This window comes from Pantoea leporis (genome assembly GCF_028048155.1).
GTDB lineage: Bacteria > Pseudomonadota > Gammaproteobacteria > Enterobacterales > Enterobacteriaceae > Pantoea > Pantoea leporis.
On the sequence record NZ_JALMEU010000001.1, the window covers coordinates 329,652 to 342,238 of the forward strand.

A 12,587-nucleotide genomic window follows, 5' to 3' on the forward strand; every position below is an offset into this window, starting at 1 on the left:
GGCGACCTTTTTTTATTTCGCGGCTAAATAGCACAACGCTTCGGCCACCTGATACGACTTCACAAACGAGGGAACCGGCAAAAACTCAAAGCGCGAATGGAAATTGTGCGCGCCGGTGAAGAAGTTCGGCGTCAGCAGCCCTTTCGCTGACAGCGCTGCACCGTCGGTGCCGCCGCGCATCGGGATCACCTTCGGTTCCACGCCCACTTGCTCTAACGCGGCAAAAATCAGGTCAATCGCACGACGGTCTTCACCAATTGCATTACTGATATTGCTGTAAGTATCGTTAATCGTCAGCGCTACATGGCCGGTGGGATAACGCGCGGCGATTTCATCGGCCACTTCCACCAGTTGCTGTTTCTTTGCATCAAAACCCTGCAAATCGAAATCACGAATTGAGGCTTTCAACACCGCGCGGCTGGCGTTGGCATTCATATCGTTGAACCAGATATAGCCTTCGCGGCCTTCGGTGTGTTCGGGGGTTTTTAAGCGATCGAAGCGGGAGATGAAGTCATGCGCCATCAGCAGCGGATTGACCAATACGCCTTTGCCCGACATCGGATGCGCCGGCACGCCGGTAAACACCAGCTCAGCGGCGGCGGCATTGAAGTTTTCATACACCACTTCACCCAGCTCGCAGCAGTCGATAGTCCAGGCGAAATCGACGTTAAAGCGCTGCTCCAGATCCAGCGCTTTAGCGCCGCGCAGGCCAATCTCTTCATCGGGCACAAACGCCACCACGATATCACCGTGATCGCCGCGCAGGTTCTCCAGCAACGTCATCACCACCGTCACCGCTGCTTTGTTATCGGCGCCCAGCACGCTGGTGCCGTCGCTGAAGATAATCTCCTGCCCGAGATAAGGTTTGATCTCCGGATGTTCCGCCACGCGCAGCCAGATGTCCTGCGTGCTGTTAAGGCACAGATCTTCCCCGGTGAACCGGAGGGTTTGCGGGTGGATATCCGGCGACAGGCCAACATCCACGGTATCAATATGGGTGATAAAACCGATACGCGGCGCATCAGGGCGATTACCGGGTTTCACCGCAGTGACCGTGGCGTGCTGGTCAATCACGATATCCTGCAAACCCAGTTCGCCCAGCTCCTTTGCCAGTAACTCCGCCATCGCATGTTGGGACGGCGTACTCGGCAGCGTGGTTGATTTGGCATCGCTCTGGCTGGAAACCGCCAGATAACGGTAGAAACGCTGGGTCAATTGGCTGGCAAGTTGGTCTGTCATCACAATTCCTTATTAGCATTGCGGCGTCTGTAGTACGCGTGCTGGTTAAATCATGTTATTTATTAATCAGATGAACATTACATAACGAAGCAGACTCATGGAAGTCAATAAAAAGCGAGGATCATGATGAAAAAAATGATGGCAAATCTCACTCTCACTGCAATCGGCTTGGCGGTCGCGGGCGGGGTTTCGGCAAAAACGCTGGTGTACTGTTCAGAAGGATCGCCAGAGAACTTTAACCCGCAGTTGTACACGTCGGGAACCAGCGTCGATGCCAGCGCGGTACCGATTTTCAACCGCCTGGTGGACTTCACGCCCGGCACCACCGAACTGGTGCCGAGCCTCGCCGAGAGCTGGGATATCAGCCCGGATGGCAAGGTCTACACCTTTCATCTGCGCAAAGGGGTTAAATTCCAGAGCAACAAGCTGTTTAAGCCGTCGCGCGATTTTAACGCCGACGACGTAATCTTCTCGTTTATGCGCCAGATGGATGCCAAAAACCCCTACCACAATGTCTCCGGCGGTAACTATGCCAACTTCGAAAGCCTCGAGCTGGCGAGGCTGATCACCAGCATTGAGAAGGTCGATGAAAATACCGTGCGCATCACCTTAGCTCACGCTGAAGCGCCATTCCTCGCCGACTTAGCCTGGTATTTTGCCTCGATCCATTCGGCTGAATACGCCGACCAGATGTTGAAAGCCGGCACGCCGGAGAAGGTCGATATGGAGCCGATTGGCACCGGGCCGTTTGAGCTGGTGCAGTATCAAAAAGATTCGCGCATTCTCTATAAAGCCTTCCCGGAATACTGGCAGGGCAAGGCGAAGCTCGATCGTATTGTCTTCTCGATCACGCCGGACGCCTCGGTGCGTTATGCCAAGCTGGAGAAAAATGAATGCCAGATTATGCCGTTCCCCAATCCGGCCGATCTGGAGAAGATGCGCACCAATCCCGATTTAACGCTGGAACAGAAATCAGGCCTGAATACCGGTTTCCTGTCGTTCAACACCACCAAAGCACCGCTGGATAACGTCAAGGTGCGTCAGGCGCTGGCGATGGCGATCAATAAGCAGGCGATCATTGATGCCATCTTCAAAGGTACTGGCACGGTAGCGAAAAACATCCTGCCGCCGGACGTGTGGAGTGCAGATAAAGATCTTAAGGATTACGACTACGATCCGCAGAAAGCCAAAGCGCTGCTGCAGGAAGCGGGGATTAAGCCGGGCACCGAAATCGCCCTGTGGGCAATGCCGGTACAGCGACCGTATAACCCGAATGCGCGACGAATGGCGGAGATGATTCAGGCGGACTGGGCCAAAGTGGGTATCAAAGCCAATATCGTCAGTTATGAGTGGGGCGAATACCTCAAGCGCGTGAAAGGCGGTGAGCATCAGGCGGCGCTGATGGGCTGGACCACGGCGACCGGCGATCCGGATAACTTCTTCGGTCCGCTTTACAGCTGCACCTCGGCAAATGGCGGCTCCAACTCGTCGAAATGGTGTTATCAGCCGTTTGAGAAGATCATTACCGAAGCGCGCGCCGAGCAAAATCACGACAAACGCGTGGCGCTGTATCAGCAAGCGCAGCAGATTATGCATGATCAAATGCCAGCGGTGATGATTGCTCACTCAACCATCTTCGAGCCGGTGCGCAAATCGGTGAGTGGTTATCAGGTCGATCCGTTCGGTAAACACATCTTCTACCCGGTGGATATCAAGAACTGAGTCACGGCTTCCAGCGCTGGCGCAGCGGTTCCTCTAACGCATCCAGCTGTTGCAGCATAAAGGTGAGAAACACATTCAGGGCGGCACTGCGAGGTCGCCCTGATTGCGTCTGCAGCTGCAAGGTGCGCTGGCTCAGCTGATCGATGCCTACCGAGCGCAAAATCAAACCGTGCGTTTCCGCTTCCTGCAGCACGGTAAAGGCGCTGCAAATTGTCACCGCCTGCGGCGTACGCAGCAGGAATTGAAACAGCATCGAAAAGGTATCGCAGGTCATCACCGGCTCAACCAGGCTGCCGTTCATATGGCTGGCGAGCTCAAACAGTTGCCGCACGGTGGTGTTTTGCTGCGGCAAGGCCAGCGGATAGTGACTGAGATCGGCGAGCGTGACCTGCGGCGCGTTGGCCAGCGGATGCGTTTGATGCATCACGATTAATACCGGTGCCGGCCACGAACCCATCACTTCCACACCGCGCTCAGCGTGAAGACTAAATTGCAGCGCCACGTCACACTCGCCGTTGCGCAGCGCTTCCGCCACGCCTTGCGTGCTGGCGACTTTCACATCAAACAGCACGCCCGGATTATCATTGCGAAAATCTGCGATCAAACGCGGTAGCAGCGTAAATGCCAGCCCATCGGTGCAGGCCACGCGAATCAACGTGCGGCGCACCGCTTTCAGTCCCTTAATTTCCGCCAGCGCATACTCCATATCCAGCAGGTTCTTTCGTACGTGATGTGCAAAAATTTCGCCCGCTTCGTTCAACACCATGCCGCGCGCGTGACGCGCAAACAGCGGCACGCCAACCTGATTTTCCAGCCGCTGAATTTGCCTGCTGATCGCCGACACCGCCACAAACAGCTGTTCGCTGGCGGCGCTGAGCGAGCCAGTATTAGCGACGGCGAGAAAATAGCGGATTTCACTGCTTAACATGCGGATGCCTCATGGTGGTGCATGCCTCGAAATCGGGCAGGCTAGCTTTGCTATAAAAGCAAATCTTACTCGATAAATTGATAATTGTGGCAAAGCAGTGTTTCCGCAAAGATGCCTTAACGACAAAACAATAAAAGACAGGGCAAACATGACAGCACAACAGGCGGTTCAACAAGCCACCGCTTATTTTGACAGCGGGGAGTTTCAACGAATTTTGGCGCGTCGCGTGGCGCAACGTACCGAAAGCCAGCGCGACGATCGTGACAGCGAATTACAGCGCTATTTGCAGGATGAGATCGGCCCGCAGCTGATCGCTCTGGGCTTCACGTTGCATTTCATCGACAACGCGGAAGCCGCTAATCGACCGTTCCTCGTGGCGGTACGCATTGAAGATCCCATGCTGCCAACCTTGCTCAGCTATGGTCACGGCGATGTGGTGTTTGGTGATGATGAAAACTGGCGCGACGGCTTATCGCCATGGCAGATGGTTGAAGAGGGCGATCGCTGGTATGCGCGTGGCAGCGCAGATAATAAGGGCCAGCACTGCGTCAATCTGGCGGCGCTGGAGCAGGTGTTTGCGTTGCGCGGTGGCAGCCTGGGCTTTAACTGCAAAATACTGTTCGAGATGGGTGAAGAGATCAGCTCGCCGGGGCTGGCGCATTTGTGCCAGCAGCATGGCGAGCTGCTACAAGCCGATCTGTTTATTGCTTCAGACGGTCCGCGTCTCAATGCGGTTCGTCCGACGCTGTTCCTGGGCTCACGCGGCGCGGTTAATTTCCGTTTGACCGTTAACGCGCGTGACAACGCCTATCACTCCGGCAACTGGGGCGGATTGTTGAGCAATCCGGGTACGCAGTTGGCCAACGCCATCGCCTCGCTGGTCAACGCGCAGGGCGTGTTGCAGGTTGAGGCGCTGAAACCCAACTCTTTGACGCCGCAGGTGCGCGATATTCTCGGCGATATCGGGGTGGGCGGCATGCCGGGCGATCCCGATATCGATGTGCACTGGGGCGAGCCGGGACTGACGCCAACCGAACGCCTGTATGGCTGGAACACGCTGGAAGTGTTGTCGTTTCTCACCGGCAATCCGGCGCGTCCAATGAATGCTATTCCGGGCAGCGCCACCGCCGTGTGTCAGCTGCGTTTTGTGGTGGGTACCGACTGGGAAAATCTCGCCCAGCATGTGCGCGCCCATCTGCATCAGCACGGTTTTGACTATGTGGAGGTGGAGTTTATGCGCGGATCGCCCGCGACACGCCTTGATCCCACCGATCCGCTGGTCAATTGGGTGCTGACCAGCATGGCGGAAACCAGCGGCAAGAAACCGGCGCTGCTGCCTAACCTCGGCGGTTCGCTGCCCAATGACGTGTTCTCCGATATTCTCGGTTTGCCAACCTTGTGGGTGCCGCACTCGTATCCAGCATGTGGCCAGCATGGCGTCAATGAGCATATGTTGAAATCGATTGCCCGCGAAGGTTTGCAGATTATGACGCGTCTGCTGTGGGATCTCGGCGAGCAGGGAACGGAACTGGTGGCGCAGCATCGTGCGCACGTTGGAGGTGGCCAATGAGTACATTAAATACCACGATGCCGTTGAACGCAGCGAAGCCTAATTTGCACAAAACGCTGTTCGCGACCTGTATCGGTAACGCGCTGGAGTGGTTTGATATCGCCGTGTACGGCTTTTTTGCCAGCTATATTGCGCATGCCTTCTTTCCTACCAGCGATCCGTCGGTTTCAATGTTGCTCACCTTTGGCAGTTTTGGTGTGTCATTCCTGATTCGTCCACTGGGCGCGATTGTGCTGGGCAACTATGCCGATCGTCACGGTCGAAAAAAAGCGCTGCTGTTATCGATCAACCTAATGATGCTCGGCGGCGCGGTCATCACCTTTATGCCGAGCTACAGCAGCATTGGCCTGATGGCACCGCTGCTGATTTTGCTGGCGCGTCTGGTGCAGGGTTTCTCTGCCGGGGGCGAATTTGGCAGCTCGACGGCGTTCCTGGTTGAGCATTTCCCGGAGCGCAAAGCCTTTATCGCCAGCTGGCAGTTCGCCACGCAGGGCGCCAGTACGTTGATGGCATCGGCGTTTGGCCTCGGACTGACGCAGATTCTCAGCGAAAGCCAGATTCAGGATTGGGGATGGCGTGTTCCCTTCGCCTTCGGCCTGCTGATTGGCCCGCTGGGGATCTATATTCGACGTCACGTACATGAACCGGCGAGCTTTGCTGAGCACAAACCGGAAGCCGCACCGCTGAAAAGCCTGTTTGGCCGCCAGAAAGAGTTGATGCTGTTGGCGATCGGCCTGATGGTGATTTCAACTGCGGTGAACTACATGCTGAACTATGTGCCGACTTACGCCACCAAAAATTTGCACCTGTCGGGCAGCGTGGCGTTTACTGCTACCTTGTTGGCGGGCGTGATTCTGACGGTGGTCACGCCCATTATGGGGTTATGGGCCGAGCGGGTGGGGCGCGTGCCGCTGATGTGGGGATCGTTGCTTTTGCTGATCGTCACCATCTATCCGGCCTTTAAGCTGGTGGTTGATCACACCACGCCGACTACCTTGATTTTGCTGGTGTGCTGGATGGCGCTGCTGAAGTCGATTTACTTCTCAACGGTGCCGTCGGTGATGGCGGATCTGTTCCCAATGGGTACGCGCGCCAGCGGCATGGCGATCAGCTATAACGTGGCGGTTACGGTGTTTGGTGGCTTTGCCCCGCTGATTTGTACACTGTTGATTAGCGTGACCGGCACCAGTCTGGCGCCCGGTTATTATCTGATGGCGATGTCGGTGTTAAGCGGCCTGGCGCTGCTGCGCAGCCAGAAGCGGGTTTTATAAAGGTTTCAGGGTTACAGGTCGCCACTTATGGCGTAATGCTTGTCAGCTAAGGCAACGGCGAGTGTGCTGGCCGGGGCCACTTTTGGGCCGGCGGTCCTCGCGCCGCTAGCGCGGTACCTTCACTTCACTCGTCTGCCTGACGGACCGGCGGAGACGGGACGTCCTTGTCCCGGCTCCGCCTTTCGCCCGCGTCCTGCGGGCTCTCCTGGCTTCCTCGCTTCGTTCAGCGCTGCGGATTGCCGGCCCAAAAGCGGCCCCGGCCTGCTCATCAACTTCAGTGCGTATTATTGAAAAGGGCTCATTTGCCAGAGGCGCTGGCGCGTCTGCTGCGGCAAAAGGGCTATTCGCAGCGCTGAGGCTTTTACGTTGGGCCAGGAGCCTCACGCAGGGATGCGTGAGGCAGTTCGGGGCCGGCCATGGATGGCCGATCCGCGAACGGTCCGTTGGCACAACGTGGAAGCCGAAGGTACCGCGTTAGCGGCGCGAGGACGGCCCGTGACGCAGCAGATGTGTCAGTGCCCGCACGAATAGCAATCCTGAAGAAAAATGCTTTCTTACTAACAAGCATTTCGCTGTTCATGGCTTCTGGAGATCACTATCTACGAGAACTGCAAATACGCCACGTGCGTCTGCAAGAACTCTTCCAAACCGTGACGGCCATCAGCGCCGCCAATGCCCGATTTACGCCAGCCCGCATGGAAGCCTTGCATCGCTTCGAAGTTCTCGCGGTTGATATAGGTTTCTCCAAATTTCAACTTACGCAGGGCAACCATCGCGGTGTTGAGGTTTTGAGTGTAAATCGATGAGGTCAGACCATATTCACAGTCATTCGCCAGCGCTACGGCTTCATCAAGGGTTTTAAAGGTCATCACTGGCAGCACTGGACCAAAAATCTCCTGCTGCATGATCTCCATATCCTGACGCACGCCCGTGATAATGGTTGGTTCAAAATAGAAGCCTTTGCTGCCTGCACGCTTCCCGCCTAGCACTACTTTGCCGCCATCCGCGACCGCGTTCGCCACTTTCTGCTCAACGCGTTCCAGCGCGGCCGCAGTGATTAGCGGCCCCATATCGATATCGTTTTGCTCGGCCGGATTACCAAACTTCACCTGCTGCATGGCGGTAGTCAGCGCGCTGATAAAGCGGTCGTAGATGCCTTCCTGCACGTAAACGCGTTCAGCACAGTTACACACCTGTCCGGTGTTGATCACGCGAGAGCTAACAATCGCTTTGACCGCCAGATCGAGATCGGCATCATCCATGACGATGGCTGGCGCTTTTCCGCCCAGTTCAAGCGAGACTTTGGTAACGTTTTTCGCTGCGGCTTCCATGGTGGCTATACCGGCGTTGACGCTGCCGGTCAGACTGACTAAGCCGACTTTCGGGTTGCCTGCCAGCTCCTGACCAATCTCCGGGCCATAGCCGTAAACAAAGTTGATCACGCCTTTCGGCAGACCAATTTCATGGATGATGTGCGCAAAAATCGCCGCATTGTTAGGCGTCAGCTCACTTGGCTTGATAACAATGGTATTGCCGGTTACCAGCGCGGGCGCGGCTTTACGTGCAATCAGGAAGAAGGGGAAGTTCCACGGCAGAATGCCGGTGGTGACGCCAATCGCTTTCCTGAATACAAAGATATTTTCGTTGGGACGATCGCTATTAACGATCTCGCCATCATAACGGCGTGCCCATTCGGCCATGTACTCAAGATAATCAGCGGTAAACAGTACTTCAGTTTGCGCCAGACCCTGGGTTTTTCCGCCTTCGGCGACGATAGTGGCGGTCAGTTCCGGTTCACGCTGACGAATAGCAGCGGCAATTTTGCGCAGCCAGTTGCCGCGTTCAACGGCGGGGATCGCTTCCCAATTCGGCTGCGCCACTTCAGCTGCGTCGATGGCCTGTGCGGCGTCGTGTTTACTGCCTTCCGGCACGCGCGACAGTAATACCTCAGTTGACGGGTTAATCACTTCTATCCAATTATCGTTCTGATCGGCAACAAACGCGCCATTAATATAATGTTTATGGTGTGTTGTCATGTGCAGGTTCTCCGCGATCGGTTTCGTTAAAGATTTGTGAATTGCAGAGTGAAACAGATCAGGGCATAGCACCTTTTTGCTATTGCCAATGCAACTTGAGGGATGGCAAAGAAGGGAAGAACAACACGACAGACGCAGCATTCCTGGCGAAATGCCGCGCTTTCAGCGGCTTAGTAGTGATTTAAGGTATGTTAAAAAATGTCAGGAACCTGGCATCGCCGCGCCGCTGACAATAAACCACGCCAAAAAACTGACGCCAGCAATGATGATGGCAATAGGGAAAAGCAGTCCGATTTTCATAGTCATCCCGAGAGTTAAGCGATCTGCACGATCGCGCGATGGGTTTTCATCATACTGAACAGCTGGAATTGCGTGGCGTCGTCGACCTGACGCAGATGCTCACCTTTCTGATAATGAATCGCATGAACGTGACCCAGCTGTCGCCACACCACAATCACCGAAGCCAGCAGGGCGCAATTCTCCTCGCTCTGCACGCAATCCAGCGTGGCGTAATGTGCTTCATCTAATCCATTAATAAAGACGTTCAGCGCCTGCGCCGGCACGATGGCCCGGATGTCATCCAGCATCACGCGGCTCACCGATTGTGACAGCAACAGCCGCAATCTTTTGGTATTCATCTCAATCCTTCGTCCTGATGATTTTCCCAACGTTATACGGATTAAACGCCTGAGGGGAAAGTCTGGTACGCGGCTTTGTGTGACTGCCATGTTAACTGTTGCAGTGGCAGTGAATCAAAAACTGTGCTGATCGGCACAGCATAATAGGAAAATATGTTGAAGAATAAGCCACTTATAAAAATCACCCCGTGACCTGCCTGCAAATGCGATTTTGTGATCCTTATGTTGACGACCCACCGAATTTTGCCAGCAACCTCCGCTTTCCGGCAGCCATCCAAAGGCTGACGAAAAGCTGCCCACCGTAGACTGCCGGTAATCGGGAAACCGCCGGTTTCCTGTTGGCCTCAACCTTACGAAGGAATAACAATGAACAGTGCCATCATTGCAGGTATTTTCTGGCATCTGGTGGGTGCCGCCAGTGCCGCCTGTTTTTATGCTCCATTTAAGCAGGTGAAAAAGTGGTCCTGGGAAACGATGTGGTCGGTAGGCGGCGTTATGTCGTGGCTGATTCTTCCCTGGGCAGTCAGTGCGGTATTACTGCCGAACTTCTGGGCGTATTACGGCAGCTTTAGTTTCTCTCAACTGATGCCAGTATTTCTGTTTGGTGCCATGTGGGGCATCGGTAACATCAACTATGGTTTGACCATGCGCTACCTCGGGATGTCGATGGGCATTGGTATTGCCATCGGTATCACGTTAGTGGTGGGAACCTTGATGACGCCGCTGCTGCAGGGCCGCTTTGTCGAGCTATTCAGCTCACCAGGCGGACGTATGACACTGCTCGGCGTGTTAGTTGCGCTGATCGGCGTAGGGATTGTATCGCGTGCCGGTCTGTTAAAAGAGCGGGCGCTGGGCATCAATGCCGAAGAGTTCAACCTGAAAAAAGGGCTGATTTTGGCCGTAATGTGCGGCATCTTTTCGGCCGGCATGTCGTTTGCGATGGATGCCGCCAAGCCGATGCATGAAGCTGCAGCCAATCTGGGTATCAATCCACTCTATGTTGCGTTGCCAAGCTATGTGGTGATCATGGGCGGTGGTGCGTTAATCAATCTGGCTTACTGCTTCATCCGTCTGGCGGTAAAAACCGATATTTCAGTACGCCGTGATTTCTCAGTCGCCAAACCAATGCTGCTGGCCAATATCGCGTTTGCCGTGCTGGGCGGCACCATGTGGTATCTGCAGTTCTTCTTCTATGCCTGGGGACACGCCAAAATTCCGGCACAGTATGACTTCATCAGCTGGATGCTGCATATGAGCCTCTACGTGCTGTGCGGTGGTTTGGTTGGTCTGGTACTAAAAGAGTGGAAATCGGCGGGTCAACGTCCGGTTCGCGTTCTCTCGCTGGGTTGTGTGGTGATTATCATTGCTGCCAACATCGTTGGATTAGGCATGGCAGCCTGATGTAAAGCCTGACGCCGCTACGGCACGTCAGGCCTTCACTTTCTCTGCTGAGAATTCACGCTGCGGCAGGAAACGCTGCCGCCACGCGCTCGGCGTTAAACCGGTTTCCCGCGTAAACACCACCGAAAAGTAGTTACTGTCATCGAAGCCGCAACGCGCGGCCACTTCACTGATTAAGCAATCCTGCGTCCGCAGCAGATATTTCGCCTGACACAGCTGTAGTTGCCGCAGATAGTGTCCCACGGTCATACCGGTTTGCTGGCGAAACAGTTGCTTCAACGCACGCTCGCTCAACTGATTCTGCTGGCAGAACACTGCCAAATCGAATGGACGGCTGATGGCACCTTGCAGCGCCGACATCAGCAGATCTAATTGTTCTCCTTCAGGTAATGCCCAGGGCCGATCGGCAGCATAACCGTGACGGCGCAGAATCAATGCTAATTGCAAAAACAGCGCCTCAGAGAGTTGAATCGATAGCGAATCACTTTTGCGGCTTTCGCGTTCCAGCTGGCTAATCACACCGCGCGCTAACGCCATCCCGCGGGTGGTCAAACGCCAGCAGCCCGGCGAATCTTCTTCTTGCGGCGGCAACAACTGGCTCCAGTCAAGGCCAAGACGAAAGCGATCGCGGCAGTAAAGAATGTTATCCAGCGCCAAATCGTTGACGCTGTCATAGCTGTGGCAGTCGTTATCGTGAATGTAAAAAACGTCGCCGCAGGTTACCAACCATGGACGATCGTTCAACACATGCAGGCCGTTACCGCGCCAGACGATAACGATTTCACTGAATTCATGACGGTGCGGAGGAAAGGAGGGCTGCGGCATGCGCTCGGCCACCGCAATCGGCAGATTGGAGGCCGGAAAATAGTCTTCCCGCGTTAAGATCAGCGACATGAGGAAACGCTCCAGTTATAGCATCTGCTGGCGCTCCGCTCTGGGCGCACAGCCAAATTCCCGCCGGAACAGCGTGGAGAAGTGATTGCTGTCACCAAATCCACACTGGTAGGCGATGTCTGTTATGCGCATATCGCTATGACGCAGTAAATGCCGCGCCTGTAACAGGCGAAGCCGATTAAGGTAACGCTGCGGTGTATTACCGGTTTGCTGCTTCATCTGGCGGTGCAGAGTGCGCAGCGACAATGAAAAACGATCGGCTAATGCATCCCACACAATCTCTTCACTGTAGTGCTCATTGAGCCAGTCGAGCAACCGATGTAAGCGTGCTTCCTGATCCTGTAATTGATCGTTGTGAGCCGCTTCGCGCAACAACACCAGCAGTTGCAGAAAAAGTTGCTCCTGGCGTGCGTGACGTTCCAGTGACCACACATCTTGCTGCTTCATCTGTGTAACGATTTGCAGCGCCTGCGCCATCACCTTGTGATTAATGCGCCAGTGCGACGCGTAGTGATCCTCTTCTTCGCGCGGCAGGAGCGCCTGCAAACCCGAGAGAAAACGAAATGACGCCGGACTGCGATACAGCACGTTGGTCAGGCACAAATTTTCCGTTTGCTCATAAAGATGACGATCGTGATCGCGCACAAAGCATACGCATCCTGCGGATAAAGCTTGTGGCTGACCGTTAAACACATGAATGCCAGAACCGTGTTCCACCAACACGATTTCATGGAAATCATGATGGTGCTCCGGAAATGCCTGCTGCGGCACACGCGGCTCGATGGCGATGGCGTAATTCCCTTCAGGGAAGAAATCTGCGCTATGTAGAACGGTCATGATTCGCCTCTTAATTAACTCAACCGTTGCCGAGTCTACGCAGGCGCCCCG

General features: G+C 55.0%; 11 protein-coding genes. 4 read left to right on the top strand and 7 right to left on the bottom strand.

Going from position 1 to position 12,587, the window contains the following annotated elements; all coding sequences use genetic code 11:
- Positions 1 to 12: 12 nt before the first annotated feature.
- Positions 13 to 1,239: a peptidase T gene (gene pepT / locus MWH02_RS01550; protein WP_137385839.1), complete on the bottom strand. Its 1,227-nt coding sequence runs from the start codon at positions 1,237 to 1,239 to the stop codon at positions 13 to 15.
- A gap of 126 nt (positions 1,240 to 1,365) precedes the next feature.
- Between pepT and MWH02_RS01555 the strand changes: the two genes are divergently transcribed.
- A complete protein-coding gene (locus tag MWH02_RS01555) occupies positions 1,366 to 2,961 on the top strand; it encodes an ABC transporter substrate-binding protein (RefSeq protein ID WP_271460166.1) in 1,596 nt (531 codons plus the stop codon).
- Between the two features lies 1 nt (position 2,962).
- On the opposite strand, the gene MWH02_RS01560 is transcribed toward MWH02_RS01555, so the two are convergent.
- On the bottom strand, positions 2,963 to 3,889 hold the full coding sequence (locus MWH02_RS01560) for a LysR family transcriptional regulator (protein ID WP_137385838.1): 927 nt from the start codon (positions 3,887 to 3,889) through the stop codon (positions 2,963 to 2,965).
- 148 nt (positions 3,890 to 4,037) lie between these two features.
- Between MWH02_RS01560 and MWH02_RS01565 the strand changes: the two genes are divergently transcribed.
- Positions 4,038 to 5,459 carry a M20 family metallopeptidase gene (locus MWH02_RS01565; RefSeq protein ID WP_271459741.1) on the top strand — a complete coding sequence of 474 codons (1,422 nt, stop codon included), beginning with the start codon at positions 4,038 to 4,040 and terminating at the stop codon, positions 5,457 to 5,459.
- Positions 5,456 to 6,730: an MFS transporter gene (locus MWH02_RS01570; RefSeq protein ID WP_271459742.1), complete on the top strand. Its 1,275-nt coding sequence runs from the start codon at positions 5,456 to 5,458 to the stop codon at positions 6,728 to 6,730. The genes MWH02_RS01565 and MWH02_RS01570 overlap by 4 nt, the downstream gene beginning before the upstream one ends.
- Positions 6,731 to 7,329: 599 nt before the next feature.
- Here the strand turns inward: MWH02_RS01570 and aldA are convergent.
- The 3 genes from aldA to MWH02_RS01585 form a co-directional block, all read right to left on the bottom strand.
- Complete coding sequence (gene aldA / locus MWH02_RS01575; RefSeq protein ID WP_271459743.1) at positions 7,330 to 8,766, bottom strand: aldehyde dehydrogenase; 1,437 nt, start codon at positions 8,764 to 8,766, stop codon at positions 7,330 to 7,332.
- Between the two features lie 201 nt (positions 8,767 to 8,967).
- Positions 8,968 to 9,066, bottom strand: a complete 99-nt coding sequence (locus MWH02_RS01580) for a YoaK family small membrane protein (RefSeq protein WP_137385834.1) — start codon at positions 9,064 to 9,066, stop codon at positions 8,968 to 8,970.
- Positions 9,067 to 9,080: 14 nt separating this feature from the next.
- Positions 9,081 to 9,404 (bottom strand): hypothetical protein, encoded by a 324-nt coding sequence (locus MWH02_RS01585; protein WP_101764337.1) that lies wholly within the window; start codon positions 9,402 to 9,404, stop codon positions 9,081 to 9,083.
- 366 nt (positions 9,405 to 9,770) lie between these two features.
- Between MWH02_RS01585 and rhaT the strand changes: the two genes are divergently transcribed.
- Positions 9,771 to 10,805, top strand: a complete 1,035-nt coding sequence (rhaT, locus tag MWH02_RS01590) for an L-rhamnose/proton symporter RhaT (RefSeq protein ID WP_101764338.1) — start codon at positions 9,771 to 9,773, stop codon at positions 10,803 to 10,805.
- A gap of 27 nt (positions 10,806 to 10,832) precedes the next feature.
- Here the strand turns inward: rhaT and rhaR are convergent, their stop codons facing one another.
- Together rhaR and rhaS are read right to left on the bottom strand one after the other, a co-directional pair.
- A complete protein-coding gene (rhaR, locus tag MWH02_RS01595) occupies positions 10,833 to 11,699 on the bottom strand; it encodes an HTH-type transcriptional activator RhaR (RefSeq protein ID WP_271459744.1) in 867 nt (288 codons plus the stop codon).
- Between the two features lie 15 nt (positions 11,700 to 11,714).
- Entirely contained in the window at positions 11,715 to 12,536 is an 822-nt protein-coding gene (gene rhaS, locus MWH02_RS01600) for an HTH-type transcriptional activator RhaS (RefSeq protein WP_222182158.1), read from the bottom strand.
- Positions 12,537 to 12,587: the final 51 nt, after the last annotated feature.

Coding starts and splice junctions, on each gene's coding strand:
- MWH02_RS01555 (WP_271460166.1), top strand. CDS start 1,366: ATGAAAAAAATGATGGCAAATCTCACTCTCACTGCAATCGGCTTGGCG.
- MWH02_RS01570 (WP_271459742.1), top strand. CDS start 5,456: ATGAGTACATTAAATACCACGATGCCGTTGAACGCAGCGAAGCCTAAT.
- rhaS (WP_222182158.1), bottom strand. CDS start 12,536: ATGACCGTTCTACATAGCGCAGATTTCTTCCCTGAAGGGAATTACGCC.
- MWH02_RS01565 (WP_271459741.1), top strand. CDS start 4,038: ATGACAGCACAACAGGCGGTTCAACAAGCCACCGCTTATTTTGACAGC.
- aldA (WP_271459743.1), bottom strand. CDS start 8,766: ATGACAACACACCATAAACATTATATTAATGGCGCGTTTGTTGCCGAT.
- pepT (WP_137385839.1), bottom strand. CDS start 1,239: ATGACAGACCAACTTGCCAGCCAATTGACCCAGCGTTTCTACCGTTAT.
- rhaR (WP_271459744.1), bottom strand. CDS start 11,699: ATGTCGCTGATCTTAACGCGGGAAGACTATTTTCCGGCCTCCAATCTG.
- MWH02_RS01585 (WP_101764337.1), bottom strand. CDS start 9,404: ATGAATACCAAAAGATTGCGGCTGTTGCTGTCACAATCGGTGAGCCGC.
- MWH02_RS01580 (WP_137385834.1), bottom strand. CDS start 9,066: ATGAAAATCGGACTGCTTTTCCCTATTGCCATCATCATTGCTGGCGTC.
- MWH02_RS01560 (WP_137385838.1), bottom strand. CDS start 3,889: ATGTTAAGCAGTGAAATCCGCTATTTTCTCGCCGTCGCTAATACTGGC.
- rhaT (WP_101764338.1), top strand. CDS start 9,771: ATGAACAGTGCCATCATTGCAGGTATTTTCTGGCATCTGGTGGGTGCC.